This is a genomic window from Lentzea roselyniae, from assembly GCF_039537795.1.
Taxonomy (GTDB): Bacteria; Actinomycetota; Actinomycetes; order Mycobacteriales; family Pseudonocardiaceae; genus Lentzea; species Lentzea atacamensis.
On record NZ_BAABBE010000017.1, the window covers coordinates 87371 to 103985 of the forward strand.

Here is a 16615-nt window from a genome sequence, read left to right on the forward strand (position 1 = left end):
GCTCACATCCCCCTGTGGTTTGTTGGAGCGGGCAGGCTGATGCGGACATCGCCGAGCCCGCGGGCGATCAGGATCTCGCCACAGCGCAACGGTTGCCAGCCGTCCCGCCACACCCGCTGGACCCGCGCCGAGCACCGCACCTCGACCTGCGTGGTCTCGCCGGCCGCGACCTCCGCGACCGCCCAGCCGATCAGGCGCACGGGTTCGTCCTCCGGCCGCAGGTAGACCTGCACGACCTCACGCCCGGCACGGGCACCGGTGTTGGTGAGCGACACCGACACCGTGCCGATCGCACCATCCACAGTGGACGACGACGCCGCGCCGTACTCCCACGTCGTGTAGCCGAGACCGTGGCCGAACCAGAACAACGGCTCCGACGCGCCGCGATACCCGATCGCCGTGCCTTCGGTGTAAGGCAATGAGCCGTTCACCGGCACCGGCGACAACGCGTCGGCGTCCGATCGCGGGAACGTGGTGACCAGCCGCCCTGCCGGCTCGATGTGGCCGAGCAGTGCGGCCGCCACGGCGTCACCGGCTTCCTGGCCGGGCAAACCGGCCCACAGCACGGCGTCCACCTGCGTGAGCCACGGCATCAGCACCGGCGTCGCGGCGTTGACCACGACCACCGTCCGTTGAGCAGCCTCCGCCACCGCGGCGACGAGCGCGTCCTGCTCGCCGGGCAACGCCAGCGTGGTCTTGTCGAAGCCCTCGGTCTCCTGCTCGTCGGTCAGGCCCACGACGACCACCGCGACATCCGCCTCGCGCGCGGCCCGCACCGCGGCACCGATCACGTCGGCGGGAGGCAGGGGGACCGCCTGGGCGATCAAGCCGACCAGCGCGGCTGCCTCGCGCACGCGGGCCGTGATCCGGTCACCGGGCGAAACCAGGACCTCGGTCGTCCAGAACGGCGGCTTCAGCAGTGCTTCCTCCACCATGCCGTCCGCCCAGGCCAGGCGCGTGGCGTGCGACTCTCCGGCGACCTCCAGCATCCAGTCGCCGAACCCGCGCACCCCGACCAGCATTCGCGTCGGCTCGTCCAGCACGACCTCGCCGGACACCTCGATGGAGGCGGCACCCTGTGCCCATCCGCCGTACGCCGCGAGCTCGGCGATCTCCATCTCTCGCGACGCCAGCACCTCGCCGGCCCCGTCGAACGTCGTGGCACGGAGGTCGCGCAGCACCCCCGCGCCGGGAGCCGCGTACCGCGCCCGCACCTCCACACCGTCCACAACGGACACGCTGTCGCCCAGCAACGACGTCAGGCCGTCGGCGATGCTGATGACGTGCGGTGGCCGCAACCCGGCCGAACCACCGCCCTGCGCGACGGTGTCGATGGCGTGCCGGCCGATCAGCGCGATCTTGGATGCGTCGAGCGGCAGCACACCGTTGTTCGTCAGCACCGTCATGCCACCGGCGGCGAACCTGCGCAGCTGCTCACGGCGAACCTCGCTGTCCGGCGCGGGCAGGTCGTCCGGCCACTTGTGCTCAGGTCCGAACGCGCCGGTGCGCTTCGCGAGGAGCAGCAAGCGCCGCAGGTGGTCGTCGACGGTCTGCTCGGCAACCGTGCCCGCCTCGACAGCCGCGACGAGCTTGTCCTCCCAAGGTCCGCCCGGACCGGGCATCACCAGGTCGAGACCGCCGTTCGCGCTCTGCGCCGTGGACGAGGTGGCGAACCAGTCGGACATGACCAGGCCGTCGAAGCCCCACTCGCCCTTCAGCACGCCCTCGACCAGCTCGGTGTGCTCGGTCGCCGGAACGCCGTTGACGTTGTTGTAGGCAGCCATGATCGCCCACGGCGAGGCGTCCTCGACGACGATCTCGAACGGCAGCAGGTACACCTCGCGCAACGTCTTCGCGTCCAGCACCATGCTCGCCGTGCGCCGCTCGGTCTCGGACTCGTTGGCCACGTAGTGCTTCGGCGTCGCGGCGATGCCCTTGTCCTGCAGGCCACGGACGTACGCGGCGGCGAGCGTGCCGGTGAGCAGCGGGTCCTCGCTGTAGGCCTCGAACAGCCTGCCGCCGAGTGGCGTGCGGTGCAGGTTGATCGTCGGACCGAGCAGCACGTGGACGCGCTGCGCTGCAGCCTCGTCCGCGAGCACCTCGCCGACCTCGCGCGCCAGTTCGGTGTCCCAGTGCTGGGCGAGCAGCGTGGCGTTGGGCAGCAGGCAGGCGATCACCCCGCCCCTGAGCTCGGCGCCGCGCACTCCGGTCGGGCCGTCGGACAGCTTCAGGGCCGCGAGCCCGATCTCCGGTTCCGGCCACAGCGCGAAGAGTGCCGAACCGGTGAGCAGACGGACCTTCTGCGGCAGGTCCAGGCTCGCGATCGCCTCGTCGATGTCCACGACCTGGAGGCTACTCGCGATCTTCGAGGTAGCGGGTGTGGTCGGCCTGCCGTTTACCGGAGTTGGAGGCGGACGGGTCGGTCATGCCGTAGGTGAACTTCCGCGCGCCCGCCGCTTCGGCGATCTCGGCCCAGCCGACGCGCTTGCCGTCCCAGCCGAGCTCTTCGACCTTGGCGGCGGGCAGGTTCGCGTCGGCCAAGCCCGAGGTCGTCATGAAGAACGGCGACACCGAGCCGAACTACGAGAGCTTGCTCCCACCCTTCGCAGCCACGTGCGTCCTGCCGATGGGCACGATCAACGGGCGCTCGCTGACCGGGTCGTCGATGACCTTCGCCTGCAGGCCGAACGTGTCCAGCAGCAGCTCGCTGGTGATCACTTCGCTCGGATGTCCTTGTGCGACAATGGATCCCGACTTCATCACGATCAGGTTGTCGCTGTACCGGACGGCCAGGTTCAGGTCGTGCAGGACCATCACGATCGTGCAGCCGCCCTCGTGCAGGTCGTCGACGAGGTCGATCACGTCGATCGCGTGCGCGAGGTCGAGGTAGGTCGTGGGCTCGTCGAGCAGCAGCAGATCGGTGCCCTGGGCCAGCGTCATGGAGATCCACACGCGCTGCCGCTGACCACCGGAGAGCGAGTCGACCGGGCGCTGTGCGAGATCGGCCACACCGGTCATGTGCAGGGCCTTCTCGACGATTTCCGCGTCGTCGCTCGACCACTGGCGCAGCCAGCTCTGGTGCGGGTGCCGGCCCCGCGCGACCAGGTCGGCGACCGTGAGCCCCTCCGGCGCGATCGGGGTCTGCGGGAGCAGGCCCATCCTCTTCGCGATGTCCTTGGTCTTGAGCCGCGCGATGTCGTGGCCGTCCAGCAGCACGGTTCCCTGGCGCGGTTTGAGCAGGCGGGACAGGGTGCGCAGCAGCGTCGACTTGCCGCAGCCGTTGGGCCCGATGACCGTGGTGATGACACCGGTCGGGATGGTGATGTCGAGATTGTCGAGCACGACCCGGTCGGCGTACCCGACCGTGACGCCTTCGGCACCCAGTCGGGCGGCATCGTTGCGCAGCGCGGTCATAGGGCAACCTTACTTAACTGAGGATTACCTCAGGCCGCGCGTCTCAGATTCGCGCGCACCAGCAGGTGGACGAGGAACGGCCCCCGTGACGACGCCGACGGGAGGTCGTCGGGCAGCACGCTGCGCGCGACGAGGTCCGAGCCGATCAGCAGCAGCGCGCCGAATGGCCCAGACGCGATCAGCGGCGGCACGGGGAGCGCAGCCGCATGGTGATCTGTGGCGCGACCAGGGCGACGAACGGCACCGGACCGGCAGCGGAGACGGCGACTCCGGCGAGCAGGACCGCGCACAGCAGCAGTACGTGGACATCTCGGCTCCTCGTGATGCTGTTTGCAGGAGCCACACTCCCGGTACCGGCGCCTTGTTCGCGCCCGTGAAGAACCCTGGTCCGGAAGTCCCCGGGGGCGCGCGGGTTGGCCAGCACCTCGCTGTGCCTGGAGCCGCGCCCAGCCGGTGATGCCGTACGGGGGTGTTCCCCGTACGGCATCAAGGTGCTCAGGCGGTGACGCCGCTGAGCTCGTTCTGCTTCTGCGGCAACGACGCGGTCGCCGTGATCGTCCCGGCGGCGAGGTCGATCCGGTGCAGCTTCTGCTTGTTGGGGTCGGAGACGTAGACCGTGCCGCCCCGCACGAAGATCGCCGGGCGCGGCTGCTGCCACTCCAGCGGCTCCTGCCAGGTGTCGGTCACCGGGATGGTGCGGGTGACCTCGGCCTTGACCGGGTCGATCACGTGGATCTTGCCGTCGGTGCCGAGCACCAGCGCCTCGCCCTGCGGGCCGCGCGCGAGCGAGCGGAAGGTGTAGCTGGCGCCGAGGTCGACGAGCTTGAGGGTGCCGGTGGTGGTGTCGATCAGCGAGATCTGCGTGGGGCGTTCGAGTTCGGCGTCGGGGTCCTGCTTGTAGTCGCCGAGGACGATCGGGGAGTGGTCGCTACCGGCCTGGTTGCCGATCCGTCCGTAGGCCGTGGGGCTGTTCACCTTGGTGATGGCGCCGTTGCGGTAGATCAGCACGCCGTTCTGGCAGCCGATGACGACGACCTCGTCCTTCGCGGTCGCCTCGCCGTGGACGCCGGGGCAGTCCTCGTTGCGGGTGATCTCCTTGCGGTTCTTGTCGAGCACCGCGATCCCGACGCGCTTGTCCTTGTTGCCGAGCGTGACGACCAGTTCGCCGTTGGCCAGCTCGATCGCCACGCCGTGGTGCGGCTCGGCGGTCTTGTAGGTCTCGACCTTCCGCTCGGCACTGCCCACTGTGGCCTGATCGAGGATGCGCACCTCACCGGTTCCGTCGGTGAACAGCACGGTGCGCCCGGCGTGCCGGACGACGTGGCCCGGTTCGGCGCCGGGGAACTCGATGTCGGTCAGCTTGCCGGCGGCGGCGTCGAGCAGCCGGAACCCGTTCGACGTCGAGACCATCAGGTGCTTGTCGTCGCCCACGGGGTTGAGCCGGTTGAAGCCCGCCAGCTTGATGTCGGCCTTGACCTCGAGCGTCTTGCCGTCCAGCACGTGGATTCCGCCGTCGTAGGTGACGGCGACCGGCTCGGCCACCGCACCGGTTCCAGAAGCGGCCTGCGGAGCCTTCTCCGCGCCGCAACCGGCCAGCACGAGCGTCGAGGCCACCGTGGACACCACGGCGGTCGTCCACTTTCGCGACCAGCTTGTCATCTGCTTCTCAACTTCCTCTTCAGGGTGTCGGGTCAGGCACGGGCGAGGCCGCGCACGATCGCCTCGGTGTTGGCGCGCGTCATCTCCACGTAAGTGGCCGCCCCGCCGCCCGCCGCGGTCAGCGATTCCGAGTACAGGGCGATCACCTGGACGTGGACGCCTGCCTGCTCGGCGAGCACGCGGGCCAGGCGGTCGGGTTGCGAGGAGTCGGCGAAGATCGCGCCCACGCCCGCCGTGCGGACGGCTTCCGCGAGCGAGGCCAGGTCGGACGCGCTGGGTGAGGCGAGCGTCGTGCCGCTGGGGATCACGGCGCCGACGATCTGGAAGCCGAAGCGCTGGGCGAGGTAGCCGAAGACGTGGTGGTTGGTGACCAGCTTGCGGTGCTGGGCGGGGATGGACGCGAGCCGCTCGGCCGTCCAGGTGTCGAGCCGGTCGATCTCCTCCAGGTAGCGCGTCGTGTTGGCCCTGACCTTGTCGGCGTCGATGCCACCGACGTGCTCGACGACGCGCTCGCTGATCACTTCGACGGCTTTGCGCACGCGTTTCGGGTCGGTCCAGAAGTGCGGATCCGGCTTGCCCTCCACGTCGTCGGCGGTGTAGCGGATCGGGTCGATCTGGTCGCCCACCGACAGGACCGGCACATCGGCCTGCTCGGCGGCGCGGACGTGCCGGAGCACACCCTCTTCCAGCCCGAGTCCGTTGTGGACGACGAGCGCGGCGCTTTCCAGCCTTGCCGCCTCCTGTGCCGAGATCGCGAACGAGTGGGGGTCGGCGTTCGGCTTCATCAGCACCGTGACCGGCGCCGCGTCGCCGACGATGTTCCGCGTGATGTCACCGAGGATGTTGGTGGTGACCACGATCCCGTCGCTCTGCCCTCGTGCGCTGCCGCATCCGGTGAGCACCAGCAGGAGGGCGCTGGCCGCCGCGAGAATCCGCTTCATCGTCCGGTCTCCACCATGTGCGCCGGCTCGATCTCCAGCCGGATGGTCCTGGCGACCCGCAGGCCGTCGTTGTAGTCGATCTCGTGGACCGCCCGGCCGCGCGCATCGTTGACGTAGGCGCGGTTCGGGTCGATCTCGATCACCGGTGACGTGCCCCCGGTGATGGGTGCACTGAGCACCTGGCGCTGGGTGATCTGCTTGCCGGTCTTGACGTCGTAGGAGTGCAGGATCCCGTCCGGCGTCAGCGTCAGCAGCGGTCCTCCCTCGCCGACCGCGTTCACGGCGGCGACGGGCCCGGTCTCCAGCAGCGTCCACTTCTTCGCCCGCACGTCGAGCGACCAGACACCGAGGTCTCCCGCCTCGGCGGCGAGCGTCGTGCTGCCGGGCCGGTGGCGGAACTCGACGGCACGGTCGGTCTCGGCCACGGCGCGGGGATACGGGATCTTCTCGCCCGTGAAGGAACCGTCCTTCCCCGTCACCACGAGGGCTCCGTCGGCGCAGCCGAAGACGACGCCCCGCCGGGTCACCGCCTGGCCGCGCGGGCTCTGGCACTCCGGCCCGATCGTCGTCACGTCCTTGCCGTCCCTGGTTTTGACGGTCACACGACCGGATCCCGCGACGAGCAGGTGTTCGGAGTAAGGCACCGCGACCCCGCCGCGCAGTTCGGCGCGCGTGTTCACAGCACCGCCGTCCAGTGCCTGCCGGTCCAGCAGGGTCGTGTCGCCGCGGTCGAACACCACGGCCGCGATGGTGGGATCGCTGTCCGCGTTCACCACTCCGTCTCCCGCGACGGCCCCGACATCCCTGGCCTGGGCGCGGTAGTAGTGCACGTGGTCACCGTGGTCCACCATCCAGGCCCCGCTGTCGACGATCCGCACCGAGCCCTTGCCGGTCAGGTAGGCGAAACGGCCGTCGCCGGTGATCGCCCGCACACCGTCCACGCTGCCGGCGTCGGTGACCTGCTCCGTGATCAGGTCGACGACCCGCACGGCACCGGTGCGCTCGTCGGCCACGACCAGCCGGGACTGTGCCTCGGCCGTCTCCTCCGCACCCTCGACGTAGCCGTGCGGCACTTCCTCCTGGGTGGGTTTCGAGGCGCAACCGGCCAGCGGCAGCGCCACGACCAGCGCGGCGATCAGCACCGCGTGCTGCCCACCGGCGCCGGAGATCCGCACCCGGTCGCGCACCTGGGCACCCAGTGCCGCCAGGAAGAACAGAACGACGGAGACCAGGGCGATCGTTGCGCCGGCCGCGGTGCCCGCGTGCCACGAGGCGAGCAGCCCGATGACGGTGGCGGTCACGCCCAGCACCGCCGCGCCGAACATGATCGTCACAATGCGGTTGCACCAGAACGTCGCGGCGGCGGGTGGCGCGATGAGGAGACCGAACACCAGCAAGGTGCCGACCACTTGGAACGACGCCACGATCGCCAGCGTCACCAGGCCGAGCAGCACCGCGTGCGCCAACCGTGGCCGCAGGCCGAGCGTCTGCGCCTTGCGCGGATCGAAGGTCAACGCCACGAACGCGCGATGCCCCCACAGCGCCACCGCCGCGGCAACGGCCAGCGCCACGACGAGGTGACCGAGGTCCTGCGGCCGCACGGCCAGCACGTCGCCGAAGAGGAACGCGGTGAGGTCCACCGCGAACGACTCGGAGTGCGACACGAGGATGACGCCCAGCGCGAGCATGCCCACGAACAGCAAGCCGATGCTCGTGTCCTGGGAGAACCGCTTGGTGCGGCCCAGCGCCGTCACGCCGAACGCCATCGCGCCCGCGCTCGCCGCGGCACCGAAGAGCAGGTTGCCGCCCAGCAACGACGCGATGGCAACGCCGGGCAGCATGCCGTGCGACATCGCGTCCCCGAGGAACGCCATGCCACGCAACACAACCCACGTCCCGGCGATCGCGCACAGGCACGAGACGAGCACACCGGCCCACAAAGCCCGCTGCACGAAGGAAATCTCGAACGGGGCAAGCATCCACTCCACGAGCAGGACCGTATAATGGCAACGATAATCATTACAATGTGATGGAGGGTGTCGTGACGCACGTCTCGGACCGGCCTGCGGTACGGCTGCGCGGACTGTCGGCCGGCTACGCGCGGCACACGGTGCTGCACGAGGTGACCGCGGAGTTCCCGCGCGCCGAGGTGACTGCGATCGTGGGTCACAACGGCTCCGGCAAGTCGACCCTGCTCGGCGTCCTCGCCGGTGTCATCACACCCGCCGCGGGCGAGGTGGAGATCGGCACGCGGCGTCCGGCGTTCGTGGTGCAGCACAGTGCGGTTCCAGCAGGACTGCCGATCACCGTGTGGGAGACGGTCGCCATGGGAAGGTGGGAACACCGCGGTCCGTTGCGCCGATTGTCCACAAAGGACAAGGAACTGGTGGGCGCTTCGCTGGAGCGGATGGGTATCGCCGATCTCGCCTCGCACCGGCTCAGCTCGCTGTCAGGAGGGCAGCGCCAGCGCGCTCTTCTCGCGCAGGCCTTCGCTCAGGACTCGGACCTGCTGCTGCTCGACGAACCGGACGCCGGCCTCGATTCCCAAGCCCGGCAGGACATTTCCGCTGCGATGGCCGATGCACGGGCCAACGGCGTGACCGTCGTCCACGTCACGCACGATCTGATCGAGGCATCGCGCGCAGACCACTGTCTGCTGCTCCAGAACGGGCGGTTGATCGCCGCAGGTGACCCGCGCACGGTCCTCGAGCGCCAGGCAACGCCGTTGTCCAATACGGTTGGCCTGTGACATCGGGAAGATCGCCAAGACGCGGTCGGCTGCTGGGGACGCTGTGCACAGCCCTCGCCCTGGCCGGACTGACGTTCGTGCCCGCGCCGCCGTCGGCCGCCGCCACGCCCTTCGCGCCGCTGCCGTCGTCCGCTTTCAAGCTCAACATCGACCGCACGCCGGACTACGACGCTTACGGTGACGACATCCGCGCGGTCGAGAGTCGCGGCGCCGTCACGCGCGCGTCGCCTCTCGACGTCGCGACGTCCCGGCAGCACGTCGGGCGGGCGGCGTTGTGCCACAACACCGGCCTGGACGGCTCCCTCATGTACGACGGCTTCTGCTGGGACACCGCCGACGACAACACCAGCGCGTACGCCGCAGGAGGAGGCTGGCACCCGCAGGGCCTCACCGCCGCCCACGACGCGACGGGCAGCACCTACCAGGGGCGCAACCTCTACCTCGCCTCCTGGTACTACGGCAATGGCAGCACCATGAACCAGTTCGGCCGCATCACCATCGCCGAGTCGACCGGCAGCTCGGTCAGCTATGGCCACGTCCTGCTGGTCCGGCCGGTCGGCAACGACTTCAAGGCGGTCACCGACGTCCACGCCGACGGCATCGCCTGGTACGGCAACAAGCTGTTCGTGGCCAACGGGGGAGAGCTCCTCGTCTTCGACACGCGGTACCTGTGGCGGATGTCGTCGACGTCGAGCGGAGAGGTCGGCATCCGCGACGGGGTGTCGTCGGCGCGCTATCACCAGTGGGCGCTGCCGCTGCAGGGCCGCTACCACACCGGCGACCGCGGCCTGGACCCGCGCGCCTGCTCCGGCGGCAGCGGCAGGGCGTGCCTGGGCTCGCTGAGCGTCGACCGCACCGGGCCCGCGCTGGTCTCCGGCGAGTACCGCAGCCACGCCGCGGGCGCGGGTGGCCGGGTCGTGCGGTGGCCGCTGAACGACGCCACCGACCTGCCGCGCGCGGACAACGGCGCGACCGTCGGCACGGCGACGGCGAGCGCCGCCTACAGCACGCCGGTCTTCCAGATGCAGGGTGCGGCCACCGATGGGACCTGGTACTACATGGCCGGTGAGTGCCCGCAGAGCTGGGTGCCCGACCCCATCGCCCGCGGTGCCTACTCGTGCATCCACCGGGCTCGGCCGGGAGGTGAGCCGAGCGTCGTCACGCGATCGCCCAGTCTCACCCAGAACCTCTCGTACAGCACCGCTTCCGGCCGGTTGTGGGGGCTGAACGAGTACACGGGCCACCGGGTGGTCTTCAGCATCGACCCGCCGTGACGCCCGGTCAGTCCGCGTGGACGGCCGCCAGCAGCTTGCGAACCCGGGCGGCCTCCTCGTCACGGCCCTGCCGCTCCAGCATCTCCAGGGCACGTCGCCAGACCTCCACGGCCTGGTCGCGTTGTTCGAGCGCGAGGTGCGGGTGGCCGAGGCCGATGAGCACGTTCGCGGTGGTGTAGTCGTCGTTTTCGACCTGGTAGAGCTCAAGGGCGCGCTCGTGCAGGGCGATCGCCTCGGCGTGGTCGCCGGTCTGGTGCGCGATGCGGCCGAGCGTGTCGACGGCGGTGGCCTCACCCTGCCGGTCGCCGAGCTCGTGCAGCAGTTCCAGCGCCTTGGTCGCGTGCTCGCGGCCCTCGTCGGTGTCGCCGACCTCCGCGGCGCAGTACCCGATGTTGTTGTGGGCCAGCGCGATCAGCATCTGGTTGCCGGTCTGCTGGTAGTGCGGCAGCGCGGCTTTGGCGTGCTCGTACGCGCGGTGGTGCTCCGACCTGCTGACCCACAGCCAGGTCAGCGTGCCGTGTGCGCAGGCGAGGGGCAGTGCCTCGCCGGCCTGCTCCGCGAGCGCGAGGGAGGTGTCGAGGTGGTGCTGGGCCTCGTCGTAGCGCTGGACCTGGCCGAGGCTGCTGCCCATGATCCGGTGCGCGACGACCCTGTCCTGCGGGTCGTCGGCGGCGTCGATGGCGGCCTGCCACATCGCGAGCTCGTCGTCGAGGTGGCCGCGCCGCTGGTGGTAGGCGTGCGAAACCCTGGCCAGCAGCACGACCCTGTCGTTCCAGCCGTGCTGAGCCGCCGTCTGCTGGGCGGCCCTGCGCGTGCCGCGTTCGGCGTCGAACCAGGCCAGGGCGCCTGCCATGTCACCGGCGGGGGTGATCAGGGTGTTCGGCGCGGGGTCGTCGAGGTCGATCAACGGGCGGAGCGGGTCGATCAGCCGGTCGTTGGCGTGCGCGGTGTGCACGTGGTGGTCGACGAGCCTGCGCAGGGCGTCCTCGCTGCCGGCGCGCCGTCCGGCCGCGTAGGTGCGGACCAGGTCGTGCATCCTCGCGCGGAAGCCGGGGCCGATCGAGACCAGAGAGGCCTGCTCCAGTGCCCGCAGAGCGGCCTTCGCGGCCTCTGTGGATGTTCCGGCGAGGCTGGCGGCCGCGTGGGCGTCGATGTCCTCGCCCGGTGCGATGCCGAGCAGCGCGAACATCGTCTTCTGCTCGTCGGTCAGCGCGCGGTACGACCAGGAGAGCACGACCGGCAGGCTGACCGCGGGGTCGGCGTCGAGTGCGCCGAGCCCGAGCTCTTCGAGCTGGCGGGCGATGGCGGCGAGCGACAGGTCCGGTTCGGTGAGGACGCGCGCGCCGACGATGCTCAACGCGAGCGGCAGCCCACCGCACAGGTCGATCAGCCGTGCCGCGGCGAGAGGTTCGGCGCTCAGCCTGGTCCGGCCGATCCTGGTCGCCAGCAACGTGCTCGCGTCCGTGTCGGCGAGCACGTCGAGACCGACCGGCCTGCTGACGAGGCCCGGCAGCCGGTTGCGGCTGGTCACGAGCACGCGGCACGTGTCGCCGCCGGGCAGGAGGGGGACGACCTGGGAGGCGTCGGCCGCGTTGTCGACGACCACGAGCACGCGCTTCCGCGCGGTCAGGCTCCGGAACAGCGCGGCCCTGGCCCGCGGATCGGCAGGGACGCGGGCGGCGTCGAGGCCCAGCGCGTGCAGGAAGCCGCGGATGGCGACGTCCGGTTCCATCGGCGTCTCGTCGGGGCTGAAGCCGCGCAGGTCGACGAACAGCTGGCCGTCCGGGAAGCGGTGCAGGTTGCGGTGCGCCCAGTGCAGGGCGAGCCACGTCTTGCCCATGCCGCCCGCACCCACGATCGCCGCCACCCCGGTGCGCACGGCGTCGTCCAGTTGCGCGAGGTCTTCCTGCCTGCCGACGAACTGCGCGGGCGCCGACGGCAGTTGCCTCGGAACCTCGACCGGTTGATCGCTGAGGAGCAGTTCTTCGTGGAGCCGCTTGAGATCCTCGCCGGGCTCGATGCCGAGCTCGTCGACCAGCCGGGCGCGGATGACCAGGAACTGTTCCAGCGCCTCGGAAATCCGTCCTGCCTGCGCGAGCGCCTGCAGGTGCTGCGCTGCCACGCGTTCGTCGAGGGGACGGGACGTGGCGAGCGCGGAGATCGTCGCGAGCAGCTCGGGGCCCTGGTCGAGCCGCAGTCTCGCGTCGATGAGGTCGAGCTCGGCGGCGTGGCGTTCCTGCGTCAGGCTGTCGCGCGTCTGGTCGGCCCAGTCACCGCCGATTCCGGTCAGCGGTTCGCCGTGCCACAACGCGAGGGCGCGGTCGCCGGCTTCACCGCGCAGTTTCCGGAACCTCATGAGGTCCACAGCGGACTCGTCGGCGACGAGCACGTACCCGGTGGAACGACTGGCCAGCTCGACGCCGGTGTCCGCGAACGCCTGCCGCAGCCGCGAGAGATAGCTCTGCAGCGTCGCGCGTGCCCGTGGTGGCGGCTCGTCACCCCAGACGCGTTCGATCAGCTGCCTGACCGGCACGACCCTGTTGACGTCGACCGCGAGCGCCGCGAGCACACATCGCTGCCGAGCGGGGCCCAACTCGATCGTGCGGCCACCGACCCGCGCGCTCACCTCTCCGAGCAACGCGATCTCGACCGCCGAACCCACCGGAACCTCCCGTCCGTGCCATGGGGCAGCCTATGACACGGAGTCGGCAGAGGCCCGCCTGATACGGATCAGCTCTTCTCGGCCGCTGCGAGCGACACGACGGCCAGCCCGGTGTTGACGGCGGAGATGATCGTGGTCAGCTTGCCGGCGTAGAGGGCGGCAGCCGTGTCCGTCGCGTGGATGAGCACGGCAGGACGCGGCGAGCCGACGCGTCGCCGGGCTTGAGCGTCAGCAGGTCGACGCCGAGCACGAGGGTGCGGATGCCGAACATGCGGGCCGGGTGGACGAACCGCTTGCCGTCGCCCAGCTTCATCAGCCGAGTCCAGTGGCGGAACCCGCCGACGCGGGTTCGGTCACCTCGTGTGGAGGTGACCGAACCGCATTTCCCGGCCCTGGTCAGGCGGCGACAGCACCTTGTCGTCGCCTGCCGCGGATCATGCCGCGCTGGACCGCGATGAAGACCAGCAGCAACGCGCCGATCACGATCTTGGTCCACCACGAGCTGAGCGTGCCCTGGAACGAGATCAGCGTCTGGATCGTGCCGAGCACCAGGACACCGGTCAGCGAGCCGAGGACGTAGCCGACCCCGCCCGCGAGCAGGGTGCCGCCGATGACGACGGCCGCGATCGCGTCCAGTTCCATGCCGACGGCGTGCAGGCCGTAGCCGGACAGCATGTAGAGGCTGAACAGCAGGCCGGCCAGGGCCGAGCAGAAGCCGCTGATCACGTACACGCCGACCTTCACGCGGGCGGTCGGCAGGCCCATCAGCAACGCGGACTGCTCGTTGCCGCCGACCGCGTAGGTCGCCCGGCCGAACCGGGTGCGGTGCAGGACGTAGAGCGCGGCGAGCACGACCAGGACCGCGATCACCACGTTGTAGGTGATGGTGACGCCGCCGGGCAGTTCGATGACGGCGGTGGCGACGGACCGGAACGTGGTGTCCTTGATGGACACCGACTCCACGCTGATCAGGAAGCACAGGCCGCGGGCCAGGAACATGCCGGCGAGCGTGACGATGAACGGCTGGATGTCGAACTTGTGGATCACCAGGCCCATCAGCAGGCCGAGCGTCGAGCCGATGACCAGCACGGCGATGATGACCAGCGGGACCGGCCACCCAGCCCGCAGGCCCGTCGCCGTGACCATTGTGGACAGTGCCACGACCGAGCCGACGGAAAGGTCGATGCCGCCGCTGAGGATCACGAACGTCATGCCGACGGCGAGCACGATGAGGAACGCGTTGTCGATGAACAGGTTCGCGATCACCTGACCGGACGCGAAACCCTCGTAGCGCACGGAACCCACGCCGAACGTCAGCGCGAACAGCACCACGGTCGCGAGGACCGGCAGGAACCGCGACGGCAGCCTGGTGGTGAGAGCGGTCATGACACGGCCACCTTCCGGAAGCTCAGGGCGGCGCGGGCCTTCGGCGACTGGATCAGGCACACGGTGATGACGACGACAGCCTTGAACACCAGCGTCACCTCGGTCGCCACGCCGATCGTGTAGACGGTCGTGGTGAGGGTCTGGATGATCATGGCGCCGAGCAGCGTGCCGGCGAGCGAGTACCGGCCGCCCGCGAGCGACGTACCGCCGATGACCACCGCGAGGATCGCGTCCATCTCGATCCACAGCCCGTTGCTGTTGGCGTCGGCGGCGCTCACGTTCGAGCTGATCATCAGGCCCGCGATGCCCGCGCAGACCGCGGCGAACACGTACACGGTCCAGATGATCGTCCTGGCCCGGACGCCCGCCAGGCGGGAGGCCTCCGGGTTCACGCCGACCGCCTCGATCAGCATGCCGAGCGCGGTCTTGCGCGTGGCGAGCGCCACCAGGCCGAGGACGGCGAGGCTGATCAGGATGGAGATCGGCAGGACCACGAACCCGGCGCCGACCTGCCGGTACGCGTCGTTGTTCACGGTGATGATCTGGCCCTCGGTCACCAGCATGGCGATACCGCGGCCCGCGGTCATCAGCACCAGCGTGGCGATGATCGGCTGAATGCCGAGTCCCGCCACCAGGAAACCGTTCCACAGGCCGAGCGCCGCGCAGAGGACCAGCGCGATCGCCATGCCGACCAGTGCCGTGCCGATGTCCGGCGACGTTCCGATGTGGACACACGTGACCGCGGCCGCGATGGCGGCGACCGCGCCGACGGACAGGTCGATGCCGCGGGTGGCGATGACGAGCGTCATGCCGATCGCGATGAGGAGCGTCGGCGCCCCGTTCTTGAGCACGTCGACCAGGCCGCCGTAGAGGTGGCCGTCCTGGATGCGCAACGCGAAGAACGACGGTGTGACGACGAGGTTGAGCAGGAGCAGGGCGACCAGCGCGATGCCCGGCCAGAGCAGGCGGTTCTTCACGACGCCACCTCCTCCGGCACCGGGTCGCCGGCGATCAGCTCGACGACCTGGTCGATGGTCGAGCCACCGTCCAGTTCTGCGATCTTGTGCCGATCCCTCAGCACCACGATCCGGTCGGCGATGCGCACGACCTCCTCCATCTCTGCCGAGATGAACAGCACCGCGGTGCCCTCGGCGGCAAGCGTGGTGACGAGCTGCTGGATCTGGGCCTTCGCGCCGATGTCGATGCCGCGCGTCGGCTCGTCGAGGATCAGCAGCCGCGGTTCGGTGACGAGCCAGCGGGCCAGCAGCACCTTCTGCTGGTTGCCGCCGGACAGCGTGCGCACCAGCGCGTCCGGGTTCGCGGGCCGGATGTCCAGCGCCGCCAGGTACTTCTCGACGAGCTGGTCCTTCAGCTTGCGCGGGACCGGGCGGCTCCACCCGCGTGCGGCCTGCATCGCCAGCACCAGGTTGTCGCGGATCGACAGGTCCGCGACGAGTCCTTCGCCCTTGCGGTCCTCCGAGCAGAACGCGATTCCGGCGGCGATCGCCGACCGCGGTCCGCGCAGGTGCAGCGGCGTGCCGTCGACGATCAGCCGGCCGGAGTCGGCCTTGTCGGCGCCGAACAGCAGGCGCGCGAGCTCGGTCCGGCCGGAGCCGAGCAGGCCCGCGAGCCCGACGACCTCACCCGCGTGGATGTCCAGGTCGAACGGCGCGATCGCGCCACGCCGGCCGAGTCCCTCCGCGCGCACGAGCACCGGGCCGGACACGGAGTGGCGTTCGCTCGCGTCCTCGATGGCCTCGAGCGCACCGAGCTCGCGGCCGATCATGGCGGAGATGAGCGCACGCCGTTCCAGGTCCTTGGTGAGGTGCTCACCGACGAGGGTTCCGTTGCGCAGCACCGTCATCCGGTCCGCGATCTCGTAGACCTGGTCGAGGAAGTGCGAGACGAACAGGATGGCCACGCCCTCGTCGCGCAGCACCCGCATGATCCGGAACAGCTCGGCGACCTCACCGGCGTCCAGGCTGGACGTCGGTTCGTCGAGCACCAGCACCCGGCAGTCGACGGCGATCGCACGGGCGATCGCGACGAGCTGCTGGACGGCGATGGGGTGGGTCTCCAGCACGGACGCGGGATCGATGTGCACACCGATGCGCGCCAGCACCTCCGCGGCCCGCGCGCGCATCGCCGGGAAGTCGATGCCCCCGAACTTGCGGGGTTCGCGGCCCAGCAGGATGTTCTCCGCGACCGTGAGGTTCGCGCAGAGATTGACCTCCTGGTAGACCGTGCTGATCCCGGCCTGCTGAGCCTGGCCGGGGGAGGAGAACGCGACGGACTCGCCCGCCAGCAGCACTGAGCCGCTGTCCGGGGTGTGCACGCCCGTCAGCGTCTTGATCAGAGTGGACTTGCCGGCGCCGTTCTCACCCATGAGGGCGTGCACTTCACCCGGGAACAGCCGGAAGTCGACGTCCTGCAACGCCTTCACGCCAGGAAATGCGAGGCTGATGCCTCGCATTTCTACGATCGGCGGCGATGACTCGGTCATGGCGGGAGCCTTCGTCGATGGGGTGCG

Annotated in this window: 13 protein-coding genes and 1 pseudogene; 2 read left to right on the forward strand and 12 right to left on the reverse strand. The window is 70.1% G+C overall.

What is annotated here, in order from left to right; translation table 11 throughout:
* Positions 1-2: 2 nt before the first annotated feature.
* The 8 genes and pseudogenes from ABFX45_RS28315 to aztB form a co-directional block, all read right to left on the reverse strand.
* Entirely contained in the window at positions 3-2342 is a 2340-nt protein-coding gene (locus ABFX45_RS28315) for a glycoside hydrolase family 3 protein (RefSeq protein WP_346133135.1), read from the reverse strand.
* Between the two features lie 10 nt (positions 2343-2352).
* Entirely contained in the window at positions 2353-2571 is a 219-nt protein-coding gene (locus tag ABFX45_RS28320) for a hypothetical protein (RefSeq protein ID WP_346133137.1), read from the reverse strand.
* A gap of 9 nt (positions 2572-2580) precedes the next feature.
* On the reverse strand, positions 2581-3414 hold the full coding sequence (locus tag ABFX45_RS28325) for an ABC transporter ATP-binding protein (protein WP_346133139.1): 834 nt from the start codon (positions 3412-3414) through the stop codon (positions 2581-2583).
* Between the two features lie 29 nt (positions 3415-3443).
* Positions 3444-3605, reverse strand: coding sequence for a hypothetical protein (locus ABFX45_RS28330; protein WP_346133141.1), 162 nt, complete (start codon positions 3603-3605; stop codon positions 3444-3446).
* Positions 3593-3901 (reverse strand): iron chelate uptake ABC transporter family permease subunit, encoded by a 309-nt coding sequence (locus ABFX45_RS46570; RefSeq protein ID WP_428834198.1) that lies wholly within the window; start codon positions 3899-3901, stop codon positions 3593-3595. Before ABFX45_RS46570 ends, ABFX45_RS28330 begins: the two co-directional genes overlap by 13 nt.
* A gap of 8 nt (positions 3902-3909) precedes the next feature.
* Positions 3910-5073 (reverse strand): zinc metallochaperone AztD, encoded by a 1164-nt coding sequence (aztD, locus tag ABFX45_RS28335; RefSeq protein ID WP_346133143.1) that lies wholly within the window; start codon positions 5071-5073, stop codon positions 3910-3912.
* A gap of 32 nt (positions 5074-5105) precedes the next feature.
* Positions 5106-6014 (reverse strand): zinc ABC transporter substrate-binding protein AztC, encoded by a 909-nt coding sequence (gene aztC, locus ABFX45_RS28340; RefSeq protein WP_346133145.1) that lies wholly within the window; start codon positions 6012-6014, stop codon positions 5106-5108.
* 1169 nt (positions 6015-7183) lie between these two features.
* Positions 7184-8002: pseudogene (gene aztB / locus ABFX45_RS28345) on the reverse strand (zinc ABC transporter permease AztB); the annotation flags it as partial.
* 53 nt (positions 8003-8055) lie between these two features.
* Between aztB and aztA the strand changes: the two are divergent.
* On the forward strand, positions 8056-8763 hold the full coding sequence (gene aztA / locus ABFX45_RS28350; protein ID WP_233439474.1) for a zinc ABC transporter ATP-binding protein AztA: 708 nt from the start codon (positions 8056-8058) through the stop codon (positions 8761-8763).
* A complete protein-coding gene (locus tag ABFX45_RS28355) occupies positions 8760-10037 on the forward strand; it encodes a hypothetical protein (RefSeq protein WP_346133147.1) in 1278 nt (425 codons plus the stop codon). Before aztA ends, ABFX45_RS28355 begins: the two co-directional genes overlap by 4 nt.
* Positions 10038-10044: 7 nt before the next feature.
* Here ABFX45_RS28355 and ABFX45_RS28360 read toward each other — a convergent pair whose 3' ends face one another.
* The 4 genes from ABFX45_RS28360 to ABFX45_RS28375 all read right to left on the reverse strand — a co-directional run bounded on the left by ABFX45_RS28360 (position 10045) and on the right by ABFX45_RS28375 (position 16558).
* Entirely contained in the window at positions 10045-12699 is a 2655-nt protein-coding gene (locus ABFX45_RS28360) for an AfsR/SARP family transcriptional regulator (protein WP_346133149.1), read from the reverse strand.
* 396 nt (positions 12700-13095) lie between these two features.
* A complete protein-coding gene (gene yjfF, locus ABFX45_RS28365) occupies positions 13096-14085 on the reverse strand; it encodes a galactofuranose ABC transporter, permease protein YjfF (protein WP_346133151.1) in 990 nt (329 codons plus the stop codon).
* Complete coding sequence (locus ABFX45_RS28370) at positions 14082-15062, reverse strand: ABC transporter permease (RefSeq protein WP_109636367.1); 981 nt, start codon at positions 15060-15062, stop codon at positions 14082-14084. Before ABFX45_RS28370 ends, yjfF begins: the two co-directional genes overlap by 4 nt.
* Entirely contained in the window at positions 15059-16558 is a 1500-nt protein-coding gene (locus tag ABFX45_RS28375; protein ID WP_346133154.1) for a sugar ABC transporter ATP-binding protein, read from the reverse strand. The genes ABFX45_RS28370 and ABFX45_RS28375 overlap by 4 nt, the downstream gene beginning before the upstream one ends.
* Between the last annotated feature and the right edge of the window lie 57 nt (positions 16559-16615).

Coding starts and splice junctions, on each gene's coding strand:
- ABFX45_RS28325 (WP_346133139.1), bottom strand. CDS start 3,414: ATGACCGCGCTGCGCAACGATGCCGCCCGACTGGGTGCCGAAGGCGTC.
- ABFX45_RS46570 (WP_428834198.1), bottom strand. CDS start 3,901: ATGCCGTACGGGGAACACCCCCGTACGGCATCACCGGCTGGGCGCGGC.
- aztD (WP_346133143.1), bottom strand. CDS start 5,073: ATGACAAGCTGGTCGCGAAAGTGGACGACCGCCGTGGTGTCCACGGTG.
- aztC (WP_346133145.1), bottom strand. CDS start 6,014: ATGAAGCGGATTCTCGCGGCGGCCAGCGCCCTCCTGCTGGTGCTCACC.
- yjfF (WP_346133151.1), bottom strand. CDS start 14,085: ATGACCGCTCTCACCACCAGGCTGCCGTCGCGGTTCCTGCCGGTCCTC.
- ABFX45_RS28375 (WP_346133154.1), bottom strand. CDS start 16,558: ATGCGAGGCATCAGCCTCGCATTTCCTGGCGTGAAGGCGTTGCAGGAC.